Source organism: Marinitoga arctica, from assembly GCF_054657315.1.
In genome coordinates this window covers 1-21,844 of sequence record NZ_BAAHYY010000036.1, presented here as the reverse complement: position 1 = coordinate 21,844, position 21,844 = coordinate 1, and the positions used below count along the sequence as shown (strand labels likewise).

Sequence of the window (21,844 nt, the reverse complement as noted above, 5' to 3'; positions counted from 1 at the left end):
GAATTTAACTTTTTAGAGAATACAGTTTTATTTATTATATTATAACAAAAAAAGGGTATACCGTGAAGGTATACCCTTGATTATAATCAATTGATCATGGATAAATTCCTCTTAATCTTGTTGCTGTTGCAACTCTTTCAATAGCAATGATATAAGCTGCTGATCTCATGTCTGTGTTATATTTTTCCATTGTTTTAATTGTTGACCAGAATGCATCTTTCATTTTTCTGTGTAATGCATTTCTTACATCTTCTAATTCCCAGAAGTAATGTTGTAACCCTTGTACCCATTCAAAATATGATACTGTAACTCCACCTGAATTTGCAAGGAAGTCTGGAACAACTAAAATACCTTTTGAATTTAATATTTCATCTGCTTCTGGTGTAATAGGACCATTAGCACCCTCAACTATTAATTTTGCTTTTACATTATCTGCATTTTTTTCTGTGATAACATTTTCAATAGCTGCAGGAATTAATATATCTACATCTAATTCAAATAACTCTTCATTTGTTATTTTCTTAAATTGAACTTCGCCATCATAATCTGCTAATCTTGCTTTTCTTGCTGAGATATAATCCATAATATCTCTGATTTCATCTGGTGTAAATCCATCTTCTTTATATACACCTGTTGAACTATCTGAGAATGCAACTACTTTCATTCCTAATTCTTCTGCTGTTAATAATGCTGCATATGAACCAACATTACCAAAACCGTGAATAGCTACTGTTAATTTATCATTTGACTTTGAAAATACACCCTTGTCTCTTAAATATTCTGTTGCCTCTTCAACACATACTCTTACTCCTCTACCAGTTGCTTCTGTTCTACCTTTAGATCCACCTATATCTAATGGTTTGCCTGTTACAATACCGAGAACAGAATGACCAACATTCATTGAGTATGTATCCATATACCATGCCATTATTTGTGGATTTGTATTTACATCTGGAGCAGGAATATCCTTATTTTCTCCAATAATAACTTGAATTTCAGAGAAAAATCTTCTTGATAATCTTTCTAATTCTCCATCTGATAATTCTTTTGGATTAACAGTTACTCCACCTTTACCTCCACCATATGGGATATCAACTACTGCTGATTTCCATGTCATCCAAAAAGCCAACGCCCTTACTTCATCTAAAGTCACATCTTGGTGATATCTAATTCCACCTTTTGCAGGTCCTCTAGCAATATTATGTTGTACTCTGTGGCCAGTAAATACTCTTATAGAACCATCATCCATTTTTACAGGAAAATTAACTGTTAACTCTCTCTTTGGTTTTGAAAGTACTGCTTGTAAATTTGGATCTAAATCCATTACTTTACATGCTTTATTAAATTGTTTCAATGCATTTTCGAATAAGCTCATGCCAGCACCCTCCTCAAATAAAATAACTTCAGTTTAATTTTAAAATTTTTTACAAAATAAAACAAACCTGCTGTCAGTAGTTTTAAGACATATAAGGATATTTATTTTAAATTAAGTATCAAAATCTCACTTGATTATATAATATGAAATTTTTTTCACGAAATTTTTTTCTTGCTGTTTTTTTCTTTCTTAACAAATAAAACAATAAAAATTAAAGAAATCATTTGTTTATTAGTCATGACTTAATATAAACAAAAATATCTTGTTTTGTTTTTTAAAAATTTATTTGATATAATGGAAATGATAAAATTCCAAAAGGAGGAATAAAAATGAAGGTACTTGTTATTAACTCTGGTAGCTCTTCTATAAAATATCAGTTATTGAATATGGTAGATGAAAAAGTATTATCAAAAGGATTAGTTGAAAGGATTGGAATTGATGGTTCGAGAATTGTTCATAAAGTAAATGGGGAAAAACATATTTTAGAACACGATATTCCAAATCATGAAGTTGGTTTAAAACTTGTTTTAGATTTATTAACAGATGAAAAATACGGTGTTTTAAAGGATTTAAATGAAATAAATGCTGTAGGTCATAGAGTTGTTCATGGTGGAGAAAGATTTGCTTCATCAGTAAAAATAACTGATGAAGTATTAAAAACAATTGAGGCATTATCTTTCCTAGCTCCTTTACACAATCCTGCAAATATAATGGGAATTAAATCTGCTATGAAATTATTACCTGGGGTACCACAAGTAGGAGTATTTGATACAGCATTTCATCAAAAAATGCCTTCAAAAGCTTATTTATATGCTATACCTTATGAATATTATGAAAAATATAAAATCAGAAGATACGGATTCCACGGCACAAGTCATAGATATGTTTCTAAAAGAGCTGCTGAAATTTTAGGAAAACCATATGAAGAATTAAAAATAATTACTGTTCATGTTGGAAATGGTGCATCTGTTGCTGCTGTTAAAAATGGAATTTCCGTAGATACATCAATGGGATTCACTCCTTTAGAAGGATTAGTTATGGGAACAAGAAGTGGAGATATAGATCCAGCAATAGTTGAATTTTTAGAAAAAGAAGAAGGTTTATCAGCTAAGGAAGTTGTAAATATTTTAAATAAAAAAAGTGGGGTTTTAGGACTAACAAAAGGATTCAGTAGCGATATGAGAGATATTGAAGATAATGCTATTGAAGGAGATCCTGTATGTAGATTAGCTTTTGATATATATGAATATAGAATTGCTAAATATATAGGCGCATATGCTGCAGCAATGAATGGTGTTGATGCAATTGTATTTACTGCTGGTGTTGGAGAAAATTCACCTATTATGAGAGAAGAAATTATTGAAAATTATCTTGGATATTTAGGTATAACTATTGATAAAGAGGCTAATAATATTAGGGGTGAGGAAAAAATCATTTCTACTTCTGATTCAAAAGTTGCTGCTATGGTTATTCCTACAAACGAAGAATTAATGATTGCAAGAGATACAAAAGAAATAATTGAAAAAGGTTTAGATGAATTAAAATTATGATAATAATAACTATTAATACTTTTTAAGAGAAGACTCCTGTCTTCTCTTTTTTATTTTATTATATATATTTATAAAGTTTTTTGTTTTTTTAAAATAATCATATAAAGATTGTCTAAAAAGTCAAATTCACTCAGACAGCTTGATTGCTAAACCTTAAAATCATTCATTCTTAGCCGTCGCTCAAACAATACATCGTGTATTGTTTCGCTCAAAATTACATCCATGTAATTTTGACGGCTTACATTCATAATTTTAAGGGCTATCTTCGAGTCTTCATTTCATTTTAGACTTTTTTGACCGTGTATAATTAAAATAGAAAATTATAATATATAAATAAATATTTAGATATAATAATTATTAGTATGGTTTGATTTAGTTTTTGTTGTATTGTATAGCATTGATAATTCTAATATTGATTTAGAAAAAATATTGATATAAAATATTTCATAGAAAAACCATTTTGAAAATATTAAATCATATGGAGAAAGATAGAGACTTTGACTAAGCTTAAAGCTTGTAGGGTGTAGTTATCATCTCCTTTTAGCATGGTTTAGAGAATTAAGCGTTGAAAAGCTTGCACAAAGCACGGTCATATGTCAGAAGGAGGTGCTCTGTATGATTGCTGTTGGGATTGATATTTCATCAACTAAATTTGATGTTGCTGTTTTTGATGGTAAAAAGTTTAAACAATCATATGATGGATTTAATGAATTTTTAGATGTTATTAAAAACATTAATGATGAATATATAATTGCTATGGAATCTACAGGAACTTATCATTTAACATTAAAACAGTTTTTAAATGAAAAAGGTATTAGTGTTTTAATATTACATCCATATTCACTTAAAAATTTCATGAGGTCATTTAATCATTCAAAAACTGATAAAATTGATTCTAAAAATATCGCTAAAGCTATTTACATACTTAGAAAATATGCCATTAAATCATCTGAGCCTGATGACTTAATTTTAGAATTGAGAAATTTACTCAGAGCTAGAAAAAATATTGCTAAAAGCCTTGTATCTTTAAAAACACATTTATAAAAAACACCTTATCATTCTGCTTGCGCAGCATGATTAAATATATGCCAGAATTATTAAATTATTTCTCAGAAATGGATTCTCCTGTTTTGTTGAAATTATTATCGCGGTATCCAACATTGAAATCCATATTAAAGCATAAAAGAAAAGTTACAAATTTTCTTGCTTCAGCAAATGTATAAAATATAATCTTTTATACATTGATATTAGGAAATTTACTATTATTTTTAAAATATCAATCTAAATCAAATATTATAATTAAAATGATTTTTCGCGAAGCGATGCTTCTGGGACAAAGAAAAGGCATTAAATGTAATTAATGATTTAACCCATTCAATTGGTATAAAACATGATTCTTCTGCTATATTAATTAAATCGAAAATAGAATTAATTAAAAACCATATAGAACAAATAAAAATACTCGAAGATGAAATACAAAGAGTTTCAAATGAAATTTTTAGTAATTTTAGTATGAATATTCAAAATGAGTATTTTGATGACAATAACAGTAATAATAACAAATATGATGATAATAATGAAAATAATTATAATCATGGAGATAACATAAATAAAGAGAAAATAGATAAAGAAAATTCATATTATCAAGCGTATAAAGCAATAATTTCTATTCCAGGCTCAGGTGAATTAGTAACTCCACTTACAATTATATCAGAAATAGGAAATATATCTCGTTTTGAAAGTAAAAAACATTTTGTCTCATATATAGGGCTTGATCCAACAATTTCCCAATCAGGAAAATACAGAAAAAATAAAAAAATATCAAAAAAAGGAAATAGCCATTTAAGACATATATTTTCATTATGGACCATAAGAGTTTTAAAATACATACCAGAATATAAAGAAAAATACAATGCTTTAATTAAAAGAGGGAAAGCAAAAAAAGTTGCCCAAACAGCAATAACAAGAAAATTAGCTGAATTGGTATATACATTATGGAAAAATAATACCGAATTTAATCCAGAATATTTAAAATTTAAAACAGCATAATTACTTTTAATAACATACAAAACCTAAATTAATTTACAAAAAACAAATAGTTTAATTTGAATTATTGCAGCATTGTTTGCTGTAAGAAGGGTGGATTTTTTACAAAATTTCAAAAAATAATTTATTAAAATTTTTATATTTTATATCTTGTCTTTTTAGAGAATACACCCTTATCATATATTCTGGTGTATAATTATAATGATAAATAAATATTTCTTTAACGTTTAAATCTCTGGAGGTGAAACGATGATAAAAACTATTAATTTGAAGAAGATTTATAAAAACGAAGGTATTGAAGTACCTGCTCTAAAAGGTATAAATTTAGAAATTAAAGATAGTGAAATGGTTTCAATATTAGGACCATCAGGCTCTGGAAAATCAACACTTTTAAATTGTTTATCTGGCATTGATAAACCTACTGAAGGAAAAGTGATTATTAATAATGTTGATATTACAACATTAAAAGATGATGAATTAACAACTTTTAGAGCAAAAAATATGGGATTTATATTCCAATTTTTTAATTTAATTCCTGTTTTAAATGCTGTTGAAAACGTAGAATTGCCCCTATTAATATTAGGATATAATGAAAAAAAAGCTCGAGAAGAGGCCGAAAAAATGTTAATTGAAGTAGGGTTAAAAGATCGAATGAAAAATTTCCCAAATATGTTAAGTGGTGGTGAAGCCCAAAGAGTTGCTATTGCCAGAGCTCTTGTAACAAAACCAAAAATAGTTTGGGCTGATGAACCAACTGGTGCTTTAGATACCAAAACAGGAATGACTATTATGAATTTAATAAAAGATTTAAATGAAAAAAATAATCAAACATTTGTGATTGTTACTCATGATCCTAGAATAACAGAATATACACAAAGAATTTTAAGAATGGATAGCGGCCTTTTGTTTGAAAATGATAGATTGGAGTGATTTTTATGACCTGGATAATTTTATTTATTGCATTAATTTTTTTAACATATTTTTTTATAAAGGCTTCTTTTCATTCTCATGTTTTAAAAATCTCTTTTAGGAATATATTTAGAATAAAAAGAGAATCTTTTCTTATGATATTAGGTTCAATGATAGGAACCGCTTTTATAATTGGTTCTTTAGGAATGAATGATTCTTTTAAAAATTATATATATAAAAGTGTTGATTTATACTTTGGAGAAATTGATGAAGTTATTAATTCAAAAGTAAGTATAGATTATAATAAAATCCAACCATTTATCAAACAATTAGAAGAAAAGGATTTAATTGATGGAGTATTACCAATATTTTTTAAGCTTTACCCTGTAACAAAAAAAGGAAACATTAAGGGTTTAAAAATTTCAGAACTTTCTCAAGCAAGTGTTGTTGGAATGGATTACAATTTAGTATCCAATTTTGGTGAAAATAAAATTATTTTGCCTAAAGAGTTTTTAAAATTAAAAAATAACGAGGCTATAATCACCAAAAGATTAGCTGATAAATTAAACATTAATATTGGTGATGAAATCGAAATAGTAACAGGCGCTGCTCCCATTAATTTAATTTTTCCAAAAAGATTTAAAGTTATAAAAATAATTGAGTCCAAAGGTATTTTAAATTATAGAGGGCTTGATGCAAACAATGGTGTTGGTACAGTATTTATTACATTAGACGCTGGAAGAAATATAGTTAAAATACCTAAGAATCATTATTATCAAATATTAATGTCAAATAAAGGTGATTATATAAAAGGAACAAAATTAACGAATAAAATAAAAAATATATACGATAATATGAATATTGAAGGTGAATTTATTCCTGTAAAAGAAAATCAAATAGAAGCTGTAGATAGAGGTGGAGTATCCTATATTTTCCTATCATTAAGTTTATTTTCAATAATTTCTGGTGGTATTTTAATTATAAATATGTATTCTATGTTGGTAAATGAAAGAAAAAGAGAATTAGGTGTTTTAAGAGCTATAGGGTTTAAAAGAAAAGATATTAGAAATGTGATTTTTTATGAAAGTATTTTTTATACTTTGTTTTCCATTCCTTTTGGAATTGGAACTGGTCTGATAATTGCAAGATTTACATTTTCAAAAGTTATTTCTCTATTTGAATCGTTATCTTCTTTTGAAGATATACTTGGTGAAATTCCATTAATAGATTCATTTTATATATCTTTAAATTCCATATTAATTGGTATTTCTATTGGATTATTACTACCACTTACTATAACTTTTTGGTATTCTTATTCAATAGGTAAATTAAATATAGTAAATGCTATAAAAGAATTAGAAGAAGAGAAAAAGAAAACATTCTTTGATAAATACATTTATTATATTGAAAATTTATTTTCTATAATTATTTTTATAATCGCTTTATTCTTAAAAATAGATAGTTTTATAACACTCGGTATTAAAAGTCTATTAATTCTAATTTCTATAATTATGTTGATAACTTTTAATTTAAAATTTATAGAGATTTTTTTATTAAATATAATAAAATTAAAAGGCAAATTCGTACCTATATTAAAAATTGCTTTTTCATATCCTATGAGGAACAGAAAACGAACTGGAGGTATTATTACACTATATGGAATGGTTATATTTATTATAGTAATTTTAACCATTTTACCTTATATTCAACAAGAACAATTAAAAAGTTCTAGAGATTCGTTATTTGCAGGATTTGATGGAGTTGTTGTTGAAATGCCCACAAATATATTCCCCATAAAAATAACAAAGGATGAATTAAAAAAATTAGAGGGTATTAAAAGCGTAGGTGAATTTTATTTTTTAAAAACAAAAAACAAAAAAGGAGAAGATTATGGAGCTGTTTTTGGTTCAAAAGAATTTTTTGAAAAAAATAAAATAAAAATTGAAAATGTTATTGATGAATTTAAAAATCTTTCTGATAAAGAAATATGGTTAAAAGCCTATAATAATCCAAATTATGCTATAATACCTGAAAGATTAACTGATCCAAAATATGGATATGACTTTAAATTAGGAGGAACATATACAGCATATATTCCAAATCAATCGTTTAATCCAAATCAAGCTGATACTATTGCCGGATCAATTACTTATAAAATAATTGCTGTTACTTCTAAAATCAGCGAATCTCTAGCCATGGGGCCTGTTTTAAGCATAAATAATCCCGATGTAGATAAATATTTAAAAAATGCTGTTCATGGATACTTTTTCTCAATTTATCCAGAATATAAAAATCAAATTATAGATTATCTTAAAAAGAAAAATCAATTTTATATTTTCGCAGATGATTTACTCAATTTAGGACTAAAAGCTTCACAAGGAATGGTTAGTATATTTAATTCATTTCTATATTTTGGATTAATTGTTGGAATAATCGGTATAGCTATAACAATGATGAAAGCAGTAAATGAAAGAAGAAGGATAATTGGTATGTTAAAAGCTATCGGTTTTACAAAAAATATGATATTTTTATCATTTTTTATAGAATCAACTATAGTAATATTATTAGGAATATTTATCGGACTATCTTCAGGAACATTTACAAGCTATCTAATTTTCCAAAAATTATTTGCTGATAGTGGAGCTGTTTTTAAAATACCTTACTGGAACTTAGCTTTAATGTCTTTAATATTTTATTTGATTTCTGTTGTGTTTATATATTTACCAGCAAAAACCGCTTCAAAACTTTCACCTAATGAAGCTATGAGATCTTTAGACTAAAAAAGGGGCACAACGCCCCTTTTTTAGAATTTTACAGTAAAAGATAAATAATAATCTGTTGTTATAAATGGTATATTTATATTTTGAAATGGATCATCTTCATTTGATATATCAGAAAAAATTGATGTCATTCTAAAAGAATTATATATATAATCTGCTGTATTATACCCTTGAATAAACTTCAATGGGCTATCTATTAAAGTAAATCTATATCCAAGCTCTACACCAAAAATATCTCCTGAATAATATCTTATTCCACCACGCGCAATAGAATATAAAGATTCTTCTTTTGATTTTTTTACAAAATCATTAAATTCAGGGTCATTTGGATCAGGATTCACATTAATAGAAAGCAAATATCCTGCCTCTAATCCTCCAAAAAACTCTAAATTATCTGTCATATAATAACCTAATTGAGAAAATCCTCTAATTGTTATTGCATTCAAACCCAAATTAAACTTTTCTTCATCATTATCAACACTCATAGATAATCCCAAAATATATGGCTGAATATGTGTTTTTAAAGAAAAATTACCAAAATTAAAATTATTGTGATTATATGCATCTAAATAATAGATATAAATATAACCATCTTCTGGTCTAGGTTCACCAAAATACGATGGTACTACAAATGGATCAATGATGCGCGCATTAATATTAAATAACATATCTTCTGAAATATAATATCTCAATCCAACATTATATATTCCTAGTATATCAAGTAGTGGCGCTGAAGAGATTTCTACACTTGAAAATGAATATCCGACGCTTTCAAAATTTACAAAAAAACCTTGCTCATGTTGTGGAGAAATATCTGATTTTACCGCAAAAATCATTGTACTTATTAACACAATTAAAAATATTATTATTTTTTTCATTATACCACCTCCATTTTTAATATTTATTAATATATTATTATTATATCATAAAAATAAGCAGCATATACCGCTTAAATTAAAATATCTTCCTTTTCAAAAATTTTTTCTGCTATTACAGCTATTATAATCCCTAAAAAAATTATAACAATTGAATTCCATACATATATTTTAGCATTTTTTACTGTTTCACCAAGTGAAATATATTTAAATAATGTCAAATTTCTAATCCATTCATATTTTTCATCAACATTTCCCAACATATCACCAACATACATTATCAAAAAAATTCCCATAGTAGTAGAAATTGTCGTAAATGATTTTTGAAATATAACAGAAAATAAAATTGTTAAAGCCCCAAAAAATAATTCAATAACGTATAAATACAATGCAAATCCTGCTAAAATATTGGAATTGTAATCATAATTGACATATATACTAAATAACCCCAAAACTGCAATACAAAAAATAACTGCAAATAATGTGTAATAAATAAATAGTGTAAATATTTTATACATAAAAATTTTTCTTCTAGAATATGGTTTTGTAAGTATATATTCTATAGTTTTTGACTCAAATTCTCCAACAAACAAATTAGATGCTAAAATTACAGAAAATATTGCTGCAAAAATCTCTGCCATTATCATAACTTTAGCACTAAAAAATCCTTCTGGATTAATAAAATTTTCATTAATATTGAAAAATTTCAACATAAATTTTGGTAATGACTTAATAAACTCTTGAAGAGAAGCTGCATCTTCCATTATTACATCGACAAACGGCGCTATCATTGCAGAAAAAAACAACAATACAATTAACCAAATCAAAAAAGGTTTATAATTAAACTTTAATTCTTTTTTTAATAACATACTAGCACCTCCTAAACCATTACGTCTTGTTTCTCAAAAATTTTTTGAGAAACATAAAAAATAACTACAGAAATAAAAATTATTATTAATGAATTAATATAATATACACTTTCATTTTTTAATGTTTCTTTAATTGGAATATAAAAAAAGATGCTAATCCTTCTTAATAATTCAGTATTTTTAACTCCTTCAGTAATTGAATATCCAAAATACATAAAAAATAATAAACTTAAAGAAATAGAATTTGTTAATTTTCGTGTTTTAATTAATAATGATATAAAAGTAGCTATAGATGCAAAAAAAATTTCAACAACATAAAGGTATAATGCAAAAGCGATAAGTATATTATTACTAAAATCTTTTTTCACAAATTGATTAAAAAACCAAAATTCTGTTCCCAAAAATACTAAAAATAATATAATTATATTAGTCAACACAACCACAATTTTATTAAAAAAAATCCTATTCCTTGAATATGGCTTAATTAATAAATATTCAATTGTTTTATTATCATATTCTCCAGCAAATATTTTACTAGCTAACATAGAAGCATATAATCCAAAAAATATAAACATAAAAGTCATGCCTTCCGTACCTAAAAGTCCTTCTGCTCTTACTAATGTTTCTGGATCCATATTAAATACATTTAAAAATGCCTTGGGTATTTTTTTTATAAAACTCATATATGGAGCATTTTCATCAGATATTAAGTCAGAAAGACTAATAAACATCAAATTAAATAAAGTTATAACTATTATCCATATTAAAAGATTTCTAAAATTAAATTTAAACTCTTTTTTTATTAAGTTCATATCAATCCCCCCTATTTATATAATTCCAAAAATATATCCTCTAAAGCAGGGTTCTTTATTTCTATATCTGAAAATTCTGTTTTAACTAAATCTTTTAAAAAAGATTTTAATTCTATATTTTTAATATCGAAGGTATATATGTTATTTTTTGAATTAAAATAATTATATTTTTTCAAATCATCAATAAATTTTAAATCATAAATATTTATAATTTTTTTTGAAATATCTCTTAATCCATCAATTGTTCCCGCCTTTACTACAGTGCCTTCCTTTATCATAGCAAAAGTATCACATAACTTTTCTACTTCTGATAGAATATGTGACGAAAATAAAATAACAGCACCCATTTTCTTGTGTCTTTTTATTAAATCATAAAATTTTTGTTGAACCAAAGGATCTAACCCATTTGTTGGTTCATCTAAAATTAAATATTTGGGTTTATGTACTAATGCTTGTAAAATTGCTATTTTTTTCTTATTTCCGAGAGATAATGCTTTGAATTTCTTATTAACTTCAATTTCTAATAAGTCAATTATTTCCTTTTCATATTCTTTATCTATATTCTTATAAAATGATCTGTTAAATTCCAAAAATTCTAATATTTTCATATCACCATAAAAATTTACTTCTCCAGGTATATACCCTATATTTTCTTTCACAAAATCAATTTCATATGGCATTTTCTTCCCATCTATTATTGCTTCTCCGTTATCTGGTTTAAGAAAACCTGTTAGAATTCTTATTGTTGTTGTTTTCCCTGCACCATTTGGCCCTATTAAACCAAAAATTTCTCCTTCCTTAATTTCAAAACTAACATCTTCTATTCCCCTATGTTTACCATAATACTTTTTTAAATTTTTAATTTTTATCATCATTACCCCTCCTTATTCCATTTTCAAGTATAAAAATAATCTGATTCGAAATTTTTGCCATTTCTTCCCATGAAATATCATTTAAATCAAATTTCTTAATATATTCAAGAATAAAATAATTCATTTTTGAAATTAAAAAAGATAAAAAAGACGTATCAAGGTTTTCATAAATCTCATTCTTTTCTTTTGAACGTTCTATAAGCATTTCCATAAAATTTTCACCTTTTTTATCCAAATCTCCTATTATATCTTCAATAAATTCTTGACTTTCATACAAAAATTTATATCCAATTTGTGCAAAGTCAGGATAATCTCGAATCATTTTCATAGATGCATCTACCATTCTTCTCATCAAAGAAAAAAAATCTGAATCATTTGAATTAATTGCAACATCATTCAAATATTGCATTTTTACATTTGCTATTAAATTTATAATATATTTATATAAATCTTTTTTATCTTCAAAATATTGATAAAAACTTCCTTTAGCAATTCCAGAATTTTTTACTATTCTATTTACACTTGATTTTGAAAAAGAATAAATACTAAACTCTTTTATCGCTGCATCTATAATTCTCTTGCGTTTTTCCTCTGGTAGATTAAAAAATGTTTGTTTAGGCATTTAATCCCCTCCTTATGACTCAAAGGTCATATGACCTCTTGGTCATATTATACTTCTTTATAAAGATAAAGAAAATGCTTAACCATCTTATACTCTTCTATATAATAAAAAAGAAATTATTATGATATAATTTTGTTATAACAAAATGTAAAATCAAAGGGGGATTTTATGAAAAAAATTTTTATAATTTTTATACTTTTATTTTCTTTAATTTTATTTTCCAATGGTGATGAAAATATTCAAACTTATTATGAATATTCAAAAATAGCTTCTATTATATCAAAAGATATTAAAGACACTGTTAAAGGAGATGTCGTTATAAGAATTTATGAAAAAATATTCCCTAATAAATATTTGAGCGACTATAAAAATGAATATGATGGATTTAATACACTAAATATTGCAAAAAACTCTATTCCTTTTATTAAATATTCCTCAACAGCCTTCGCATTTTTTGCAGTTTCAGTTTTTGACTTATTTAAGAATCTGAATTCTAATGTCTTATACTTTTCTATGATGATGCCTTTAGCAGCGGATTTTTTCTTCTTAACTAATCCTATATCTGATGATGTAAAAAATAAATATATAGATTCAAGACTGTTAAAATCTTTGATAGAAGAACGTTTAATTAATGACAAAAATATTAATTTAAATTCCTCCATTTCTGAAAAAACAAATTATATTGTTGATATATATATACATAATTTAAGCCAAATAACAACATTAAAAAATTACGGTATTTCATATTCAAAAAAACGATATTTAAATTATGTAATTACTATGGAAATATCTAATAATTTCGGTAAAAAGGTATTACAAAAATCATACTCAGATTCAAAAATCATTGAAGATAAAGAAAATTTAAAAATTTTAGAGTTTCTCTTTGATTTAAGCTTATTTGGTGCAGGAATCATATTAATGTATAATAAATAATAATAAATTACTATTTTCATTGTTTTTCTTTAGATTAAATATATTGAAAAAGAAAGTTTTGATTATCTTAAATAAAAAAGTCTTTTCTTAACTTGACAAATGAAAAAAAATAATATATAATAATACACGGATTGAGCGTGACCCGCTAGCTCAGGCGGTAGAGCACTTGACTTTTAATCAAGGGGCCCTGGGTTCGAGTCCCAGGCGGGTCACCAGTTTTTTATATCACTGCCATCGCGCGAGTGGCGGAATTGGCAGACGCGCTGGACTTAGAATCCAGTGGGATTTACCCGTGTGGGTTCAAGTCCCACCTCGCGCACCAAAAAGTATGTAAGCGGAAATAGCTCAGTGGTAGAGCACCTGCTTGCCAAGCAGGGGGTCGCGGGTTCGAATCCCGTTTTCCGCTCCATAAAACTCCCTATTCAAGGGAGTTTTTTTTATCTATTTTTATTTTCTATTCTTTAAATATCTGATAATACACTTATTTGTTTATTTATTAATCATATTTCCATTATATTTACTTCTTTATCTACTGGATCAATCAAAGCAATAGATGCTCTACCTGTAAGCCATCCTGATGCTTCACCAGGATTAACTACAACTGTACCATTATCATTTTTTCTATGAATTATTTCATGTGTATGACCAAAAAATATAAAATCATATAAACCACTTTTCTCAGCAGCATTTAAAGCATAAGGCTCATGCATCATAAAAATTTTATAATTTTCTATTTCAATGCTTCTTGGACCAACTAAAATTCTCTTATTAGACTTTTCACTCAATAATAATCTTTCACCATCATTATTACCAAAGACACCATAAAAATCTATACCTTTTTTTATTATATATGGCAAAACAAATGGAGCTACAAAATCGCCACAATGAAAAACTGCTGTAATATTTTCTCTTTCGATAATTTTTTCAATCTCCTTCATTTTAAACATATTATCATGTGTATCTGACAAAACCAACCACATAAATTCCCCTCCTTTTACACATTATATTATCATTATATATTATTTTACAATATTTGTCTACAATTGTAATTTATATTAAAATGTTCAAAAAGTAAGACAAACGAAAATTCGCAAATTGCCTAAAAAAACATCATATGATGTCAGGCAATTTTGCATGGATGCAAATTTGAGTGAAGCCGAACATGGATGTGAGTCTGATACGACCGGCTAAAGTATGATATTTTTGAAGATTAGCAATTAAGGTTTGAGTGATTATACTTTTTGGACATGGTATTTTATATGATATTTTATAAAAATTAAAAAAATCTATGATATAATTACTATAAAATTAGCAAAACTAATAATCGGAGGCAAAAAATGGAAAATATAAAAAGAAATTTCTATGCTTTTATTTGGCATGCTATATTTTTAGCTATAGCTAGCTCATTTATTGAAATAAATACAATAATCCCATCTTTAATTTTAAAAGCCGGTGGGGGAGAAATAGTACTCGGTATTGTTACTGCTATAACCGTTGGAGTTCCATTATTAGCCCAATTATTATTTGCCAGCTTTCTAGTTTCAAAAAAACGAAAAAAACCCTATTTATTAACAGGTATATATCTTAGAATTTTATCACTATTATCAATTGGTATAATTTTATTTTCACCAATTTCAAATGAATTATTGTTGGCTTTAATTATTATAATTATATCTATTTTTTCATTCAGTGGAGTTTTTGCAGGTGTTAGTTATACAGATTTATTAGGAAAATCCATACCAAAGGATTTACAAAAGAAATTCATGAGTTATAGGCAAATGTCAAGAAGCTCCTTTGCCCTATTAAGCGCATTTTTAGCTAAATATATTTTAAACAAATTCGATTATCCAAATAATTATTCAATAATGTTCTTAATAGCTTCATTTTCTTTATTTATAGCTTCTTTAGGGTTTTGGGCAATAAAAGAAAAGGAAATTACTATTCAAAAAAAATTCCCTTCATTTATGAATATAATAAAAAACATACCTAGTATATTATCTCATGATAAAAATCTATTAAATTATGTAGTATTCAGTAATCTTACTGGTTTTGGATTGATTATAATTCCTTTTTATATTCTTTTAGCTAAAAATTCATTTCCAGAAGCCTCAAAAATGGTTGGAAATTTTTTACTTCTACAAATGATAGGTATTGTTTTGTCAAGTTTTTTCTGGGGAAATAAATTACATAAAAGCGGATATAAGCATGTCCTTTTTTATTGTGTATTAATGGGATCCTTACTACCCTTTTTAGCTTTAACTTTAAGTAAAACCACCCCTTTAATATATTCAATTATTTTTTTAATATCAGGTTTTACATTAAGTGCAAGACAAATAAGTTTTGAAGGATTGTTAATTGAAATAAGCAATAATGAAAACAGAGCCTTATATGTTGGAATCTCTGGAGCATTAAATATAGTAACTGCTTTATTACCTTTACTTATAGGTGCAATAATTAAGCAACTGGGTTTTATAATAGTTTTACCTTTTGTAAGCACAATGATTTTATCGAGTATAATATTTTTGAACAAAATAAAATTAGAAAATTAGAAAATTCTAATTTTCTAATTTTATTTTAATATTTTGTTAATATGTTTTACATATATATTTTATAGATATATGTAAAACATATGGTATAATTTTATTGATGTAATTTTATTTATATATTATGTGAATTTAATAACTTTAATAGGAGGTGTTTATCATGAAATATGATATTATTGTAATTGGTGGAAGTGCTGCTGGTTTAATAGCTGCTATGACATCTAGAAAGTTATACAAAGATAAAAGCATCTTAGTTGTAAAGAAATTAGATAAAGAATTAGTTCCTTGTGGTATTCCTTACATCTTTCACACATTAGGTGGCGTTGAAAAAGATTATATGGGAATAGAAGAAAAATTTAAAGCAAATAATATTGACTTATTAATTGATGAAGTTATAGAAGGTAACACTACGGAGAAAAAAATAAAAACAAAAAATGGAAAAGAGTTTGAATATGATAAACTTGTTATAGCAACTGGTTCCACTCCTTTTGTTATACCTATTCCTGGACATGATTTAGAAAACGTAATGACTATTCCAAAAAATTACAAATATTTAAATGATGTTCACGAAAAAATTAAAAATGCTGAAAATGTTGTTATTATAGGTGGTGGATTTATTGGAGTTGAAGTAGCTGATGAAATAAAAAAATCAGGAAAAAATGTTACATTAATTGAAGCAAGAGAAAATTTATTACCAGCATCCTTTGATAGCGATTTTGGCGAAATAGCAAAAAAAGAAATTGAAAGTGACAATGTTAAAGTACTTGTAAATACAAAAGTTAAAGAAATTTTAGGAAATGGAAAAGTTGAAAAAGTTGTTTTAGAAAATGGTGAAGAACTCCCTGCTGATATTGTAATTTTAGCAACTGGTTATAAGCCTAATACAGAATTAGCAAAAAAATTAGGAATAAAAATATCAGAATGGGGGTATATAGAAACAGATGATTATATGAGAACATCAATAAAAGACGTATATGCTGCTGGAGACTGTGTACAACATAAGGATTATTTCACTGGAAAACCTTCAAGATTAATGTTAGCTTCAGCAGCAGTTTTTGATGCAAGAATTGCAGCTTCAAATTTATATAAATTGAAATTATTGAGAACAAACAAAGGATCATTAAATGCATATTCAACTATGATCGGAAGTAAAGCTTTTGCAGCAGCTGGAATAACTGAAGCTGTTGCCAAAGCAGAAGGTTTTGATATTGTAGTTGGAAAAGCAGAGGTCGTTGATAGACATCCTGGCAAATTTGCCGATGCTTCCAAAATCACAATGAAATTAATATTCTCAAAAGAATGTGGTTTATTATTAGGAGCACAAATTGTAGGGGGAAAAAGTGTTGGAGAAATAATAAATATTATTAGTTTAGCTATACAAAAAGAAGTAAATGTAAAAGACCTTCTCACAATGCAAATTGGAACACACCCATTGTTAACAGCCGCTCCTACTGTTTATCCTCTTGCAGTTGCTGCTGAGCAAGCATTAGCTCAAATGTAATTAAATATTATAAATTAAAACTGCCAGTTTTTCTGGCAGTTTTTTAGTTCACAAATAAAAATGTGCAAATTATTTTAAGGTGTATTCTCTAAAAAGTCTAAAATGAAATGAAGACTTGAAGATTGCCCTTAAAATTATGAATGTAAGCCGTCAAAATTACATGGATGTAATTTTGAGCGAAACAATACACGATGTATTGTTTGAGCAACGGCTGAGAATGAATGATTTTAAGGATTAGCAATCAAGCTGTCTGAGTGAATTTGACTTTTTAGAGAATACAGTCTTAATTATTTAAGTGTTTGCATATTTTTAGGGAAGATTAAAAAATCATTATCAAAAAGGAGACTTTTTTCAACGCATTATTCTCCTTTATAACCATAAATATTTACTAAAATACTCCCATCATTCAAGCCAGTTAATCCAATAATATTTTCTGGTATATCATATATAACATCCTTTATATTCCACTTTTCAATATCAAATATCACTAATTTTTCATTACTATATATTGCTATATCCTTTTCGTTCAAAAAAGTTACGAAATATGGTTCATCCATTATTATTTCTGGATATAATTTGTCAAACTCTATTTCTTTTATCGTTTTATCTTTGCGGTTATAATACTCAATGTATTTACCTTCTGTAAAAATCACATTCCCTTTTGTATTTACATCTAATTTAGGACTGCCAATCACATTTTTTATCAAAGTATCTTTTTGACTGTTTATATCTAAAATATGAAGTTCAACATTACTGGTATTTTTATTTTCCAGAACATATACTAAAAAATTGTTACTGAGACTTGTATTATACAAATTTGGAGATGAAAGGTTTAAATATGTTTTTATTAAATTTAATTTTTTATCTGGTATTATGTAATTGAAAATTTTTAACTCTATTTTCTCCTTGTTTTCATAATTATTATAAAAAACAATAATTGAATCATTATTTATTGTAAATGGAAAGTTGGATATATAAGATGGTATTGGTAAATCTTCAATTTCAAAAACTTTCCATTTATTTAAATTATTTAAGTTTGCAATATAAAATTTTCTTTTTCCTGTATTATCAAAGGATAAAATAATACCATCTTTGCCAATTTTTATATTATCAATGTTCAAATAATCCTCAAATTCCTTTAAATATAAATATTTTAATTTATAATTTTCCATTTTTATTGTTTTAACAAAGTTATTTGCATCAGGAATTAAAATGTTATAATCAGCAAGTACTAAAATAAATATCATAAGTACAATAAATACTAATACAATTTTCTTTTTCATTTAATTTCTCCTTTCATTAATTTTTGTCTGTCCAAAAAGTTGAACAAATGAAAACTCAAAAATTGCCTGAAAAAATAACATATGATGTAAAATTGAGTAAAACCGAACAAGTATGTGGTTCTGATACGATTGGCGAGAATATGTTATTAAAGTTCTCTTTAAGTAATCCTCTTAATGAATTTTTCTTATTATAATCATACGTCATTTTGTTTATTAGTTTTCCTTTTTTATCATAAACATATATTCCATCAGGTGTCTTACAATATATATTTTTATCATTTACCATCATTTCAAGATTCATGGTATCTATTTTTTCCTTGATTTCTGAAAAATATTCTAATTTTTCAGAAAAGATGTTTACTTTTAAAAAATATGGTTTTTTATAGTTTACTGATGGTTTTTGATCCTCTGCTATAGCATAAATATTTCCTTTCTCATCAATTACTCCTTTCATCAGTTTACTCTCCTGCTATTTTATTTCTTTAAATATTACAAATCTTTTATAAAATTCATCATATACATAATAATATAGTATATTGTTTATTTTTTTTATTTTTATATCTGTAGGTATAAATTTGTATGGTTGAATAGGTTCTTTATCCCCAAAATTCAAAAATATTTTTGCATTTTTTTCAACTAAACCTATATCTTTAATTTCGTATTTTTTTATAAAACACAAATTTCCTGTATTTGTGTATCCCATTTTTGGGTTAGTTGTTAATAAATATAAACTATTTTCTATTAATTCTGCTGCATGTGTAATTTGTTCATATCTAAAAGAATATCTTGTATCAATAATTTTATTTCTTTCAGTTATTCCATCTTCTGTAATCTTCCATAAAGCAAGTCTATTTATTCTTTTATAAAGATTATATTCTTGATTATTAATATTTTCTTCAAATATTAGTAAATAAGGTATTTCTTTATCTTCTAATAAAAATGATTCCATTTTACTTGTTTCAGATAATTCCTGCTTTATTTCATTTTCTTTTTTTATTCCATATATTGTATATCCAAAGTATTTTTCTTTTTTATTTAATGAAGTATATTTTCGATATATAACACTATGAATTTGTTTTGAATTTATATATTCATATACATTACTAATTATATGAATATTTCCATTTTTATCTATCATCATTTCCTTTCCGTGGCTATATCCAACTAAAGAAATATTTTTATTATAATAATCTTCTTTTGTTTTCTTTGAAATAAGGTTTGCAATATCTTCAAAAATATAAAAATCTATCATTTTAAAATCTTTATTAAATACGCTTATTCCACTGTTTGTAAAAAAGTATATTTTCCCATTTTTTTCTTTTATATCTCTAACAGCAAGTCCTTCTGCAAATGGTGGTGGTGCAAATTTTTTTATTTGTATTTTTTTTACTTTTTTAGTTTTTAGATTGATAACATAAACAAAGGCTTTATCTTCTTTTAAATCTAAATAATCAACGGGCATTCCCTGTGATACAACTACTCCTTTAAAAATATATATATTATTACCATCTTCACTAACAACCCAATACATAGAAGTTAATGGAAAATATTCATTTATTATTTCTTGTGGTATAGTAATAATCTCTTCTTCTGAAATGTCTGAGCCATCATCAAATTTATATTTTTTGTCTGTTGCTATTGTATATATTGGTTTTAAATTTAATGGTTTTATTTCTCTAAAATAATATTTTAATTCATGGGGAAATATAATTACTATCATAGCAACTAAAAAAAAGTATAGGATTATATATTTTTTCATTTTCTTACCATCCTTTCTAAAAAATGATTTCTAATAATCTCATTTCCATGGTTCTTGCCATACTGATATTCTGGCATCTTCATGGGATTCTATTTTTGGATGTATTGATGAAGTTGGATCCGGTTCATATAAGACTTTTAAAAATGCTTTAATAGGTTCATATGCATTATATGTTTTATATCTATCTTCCTTCCACGTTCGAACAACTTGATTATTTTCATATTTTTTACAATAATATCTAATGTGTACTTCACCTTCTTCATTTTTAAAATGATGCAATACAAAAATCGCACCTAATAAATATGGTTTTACATAAAGAGAATGCGAGGTTGAAAATGATGCTGATGCACTTTTACCTGTATTTACAGAGAGATTATTTTTTATAAAATTAACAACAGAAGTTTCTGCCCCAACAGAAAGACTGCCATGAAGAGTTATAGAATAATTTTTAGTAACACTGATATTTCCGCCTATTGTTCCTCCAGCTTGCCAATCAGATATTCGTTTTCCCTTTTCAATGTAGTTAAAATATTTTTTGTAAGTTATTTCCTTAACAATAATTTGTTTTTCAGTTCTTGTGGAACTACCTCCACTATTACCTCCACCATTATTACTACCAGCACCAATAATGTTTTCCATTTCATCATCAGTTAAAACTTTTACATTAACAACTTTTAAATCTGCAAAAATATTTACTGGAATCATATTAACAAACATCATCAACAAAATGACATATACCACTACCTTTTTCATTCTCCATCCTCCCATCATTTTTTTCTTTGTTTTTTCAATAGTGCGCTATTGTTGACTAATATTATTATTGTTATTATAAATATTAAATAATATATCTTTATTCCATATTTGGAATAATCAGAAATATTGTTAATAAAATCATAGATGAGGTAAAAATCTTTTTCATTCTTTCACCTTAAGTTTTATATATTGATAATTTACTTATCATTTTATCAAAAAAAAAAAAAAAAAGTAAACAAAATCATGGTAAATTTGCCATGAATTTTATATTTCTAAAATTAGAAAAATTTACATGATTAATTCACCAAAGATATAATAATATGGTTAATTTTTTGTAATATAACTATATTAGTAATGCTAAA

The 21,844-nt window shown here is 25.8% G+C and carries 20 protein-coding genes and 3 tRNA genes; 12 read left to right on the top strand and 11 right to left on the bottom strand.

The annotated features are described in order from the left end of the window. Positions 1–94 precede the first annotated feature (94 nt). The gene (locus ACYQ44_RS09120) at positions 95–1,375 is read right to left on the bottom strand and encodes a Glu/Leu/Phe/Val family dehydrogenase (protein ID WP_459996736.1); all 1,281 of its coding nucleotides are present in this window, start codon (positions 1,373–1,375) and stop codon (positions 95–97) included. A gap of 329 nt (positions 1,376–1,704) precedes the next feature. On the opposite strand from ACYQ44_RS09120, the gene ackA reads away from it, so the two are divergent. The 6 genes from ackA (at position 1,705) to ACYQ44_RS09090 (ending at position 8,660) form a co-directional block, all read left to right on the top strand. Further along, positions 1,705–2,925 (top strand): acetate kinase, encoded by a 1,221-nt coding sequence (gene ackA / locus ACYQ44_RS09115; RefSeq protein WP_459996730.1) that lies wholly within the window; start codon positions 1,705–1,707, stop codon positions 2,923–2,925. Between the two features lie 615 nt (positions 2,926–3,540). Then, positions 3,541–3,969 carry an IS110 family transposase gene (locus ACYQ44_RS09110; protein WP_459996727.1) on the top strand — a complete coding sequence of 143 codons (429 nt, stop codon included), beginning with the start codon at positions 3,541–3,543 and terminating at the stop codon, positions 3,967–3,969. 41 nt (positions 3,970–4,010) lie between these two features. Next, positions 4,011–4,148, top strand: a complete 138-nt coding sequence (locus ACYQ44_RS09105) for a hypothetical protein (RefSeq protein WP_459996726.1) — start codon at positions 4,011–4,013, stop codon at positions 4,146–4,148. Between the two features lie 289 nt (positions 4,149–4,437). After that, a complete protein-coding gene (locus tag ACYQ44_RS09100) occupies positions 4,438–4,974 on the top strand; it encodes a transposase (RefSeq protein ID WP_459996724.1) in 537 nt (178 codons plus the stop codon). Positions 4,975–5,220: 246 nt separating this feature from the next. After that, positions 5,221–5,901, top strand: coding sequence for an ABC transporter ATP-binding protein (locus ACYQ44_RS09095; protein ID WP_459996723.1), 681 nt, complete (start codon positions 5,221–5,223; stop codon positions 5,899–5,901). 5 nt (positions 5,902–5,906) lie between these two features. Next, positions 5,907–8,660: an FtsX-like permease family protein gene (locus ACYQ44_RS09090; protein WP_459996721.1), complete on the top strand. Its 2,754-nt coding sequence runs from the start codon at positions 5,907–5,909 to the stop codon at positions 8,658–8,660. Positions 8,661–8,683: 23 nt separating this feature from the next. Here ACYQ44_RS09090 and ACYQ44_RS09085 read toward each other — a convergent pair whose 3' ends face one another. The 5 genes from ACYQ44_RS09085 to ACYQ44_RS09065 form a co-directional block, all read right to left on the bottom strand. Continuing rightward, complete coding sequence (locus ACYQ44_RS09085; protein ID WP_459996719.1) at positions 8,684–9,538, bottom strand: hypothetical protein; 855 nt, start codon at positions 9,536–9,538, stop codon at positions 8,684–8,686. 71 nt (positions 9,539–9,609) lie between these two features. Continuing rightward, positions 9,610–10,404, bottom strand: coding sequence for an ABC transporter permease (locus ACYQ44_RS09080; RefSeq protein ID WP_459996717.1), 795 nt, complete (start codon positions 10,402–10,404; stop codon positions 9,610–9,612). Positions 10,405–10,415: 11 nt separating this feature from the next. Beyond that, entirely contained in the window at positions 10,416–11,216 is an 801-nt protein-coding gene (locus ACYQ44_RS09075) for a DUF2705 family protein (protein ID WP_459996714.1), read from the bottom strand. Positions 11,217–11,227: 11 nt separating this feature from the next. Further along, complete coding sequence (locus ACYQ44_RS09070) at positions 11,228–12,088, bottom strand: ABC transporter ATP-binding protein (protein WP_459996712.1); 861 nt, start codon at positions 12,086–12,088, stop codon at positions 11,228–11,230. Then, positions 12,075–12,710, bottom strand: coding sequence for a TetR/AcrR family transcriptional regulator (locus ACYQ44_RS09065; protein WP_459996710.1), 636 nt, complete (start codon positions 12,708–12,710; stop codon positions 12,075–12,077). Before ACYQ44_RS09065 ends, ACYQ44_RS09070 begins: the two co-directional genes overlap by 14 nt. A 168-nt stretch (positions 12,711–12,878) precedes the next feature. On the opposite strand from ACYQ44_RS09065, the gene ACYQ44_RS09060 reads away from it, so the two are divergent. From ACYQ44_RS09060 to ACYQ44_RS09045, 4 genes are all read left to right on the top strand, one after another. Further along, positions 12,879–13,643, top strand: a complete 765-nt coding sequence (locus ACYQ44_RS09060; protein ID WP_459996709.1) for a hypothetical protein — start codon at positions 12,879–12,881, stop codon at positions 13,641–13,643. 139 nt (positions 13,644–13,782) lie between these two features. Next, positions 13,783–13,858 (top strand) — tRNA-Lys (locus ACYQ44_RS09055). A gap of 21 nt (positions 13,859–13,879) precedes the next feature. After that, positions 13,880–13,965 (top strand) — tRNA-Leu (locus ACYQ44_RS09050). A 12-nt stretch (positions 13,966–13,977) separates the two neighbouring features. After that, a tRNA-Gly gene (locus ACYQ44_RS09045) sits at positions 13,978–14,052 on the top strand. Positions 14,053–14,143: 91 nt separating this feature from the next. Here the strand turns inward: ACYQ44_RS09045 and ACYQ44_RS09040 are convergent. Next, positions 14,144–14,623: a metallophosphoesterase gene (locus ACYQ44_RS09040; RefSeq protein WP_459996707.1), complete on the bottom strand. Its 480-nt coding sequence runs from the start codon at positions 14,621–14,623 to the stop codon at positions 14,144–14,146. 357 nt (positions 14,624–14,980) lie between these two features. Between ACYQ44_RS09040 and ACYQ44_RS09035 the strand changes: the two genes are divergently transcribed. Together ACYQ44_RS09035 and ACYQ44_RS09030 are read left to right on the top strand one after the other, a co-directional pair. Then, positions 14,981–16,192 (top strand): MFS transporter, encoded by a 1,212-nt coding sequence (locus tag ACYQ44_RS09035; protein WP_459996705.1) that lies wholly within the window; start codon positions 14,981–14,983, stop codon positions 16,190–16,192. Positions 16,193–16,346: 154 nt separating this feature from the next. After that, positions 16,347–17,687, top strand: a complete 1,341-nt coding sequence (locus ACYQ44_RS09030) for an FAD-dependent oxidoreductase (RefSeq protein ID WP_459996703.1) — start codon at positions 16,347–16,349, stop codon at positions 17,685–17,687. 359 nt (positions 17,688–18,046) lie between these two features. Here ACYQ44_RS09030 and ACYQ44_RS09025 read toward each other — a convergent pair whose 3' ends face one another. From ACYQ44_RS09025 to ACYQ44_RS09010, 4 genes are read right to left on the bottom strand one after another with little or no spacing between them, the layout of a single operon-like run. Continuing rightward, entirely contained in the window at positions 18,047–18,970 is a 924-nt protein-coding gene (locus ACYQ44_RS09025) for a hypothetical protein (RefSeq protein ID WP_459996701.1), read from the bottom strand. A 55-nt stretch (positions 18,971–19,025) separates the two neighbouring features. Then, positions 19,026–19,424 (bottom strand): hypothetical protein, encoded by a 399-nt coding sequence (locus ACYQ44_RS09020; RefSeq protein ID WP_459996699.1) that lies wholly within the window; start codon positions 19,422–19,424, stop codon positions 19,026–19,028. A 15-nt stretch (positions 19,425–19,439) separates the two neighbouring features. After that, positions 19,440–20,729: a hypothetical protein gene (locus ACYQ44_RS09015; RefSeq protein ID WP_459996697.1), complete on the bottom strand. Its 1,290-nt coding sequence runs from the start codon at positions 20,727–20,729 to the stop codon at positions 19,440–19,442. Positions 20,730–20,768: 39 nt separating this feature from the next. Then, positions 20,769–21,482: a hypothetical protein gene (locus tag ACYQ44_RS09010; RefSeq protein ID WP_459996695.1), complete on the bottom strand. Its 714-nt coding sequence runs from the start codon at positions 21,480–21,482 to the stop codon at positions 20,769–20,771. Between the last annotated feature and the right edge of the window lie 362 nt (positions 21,483–21,844).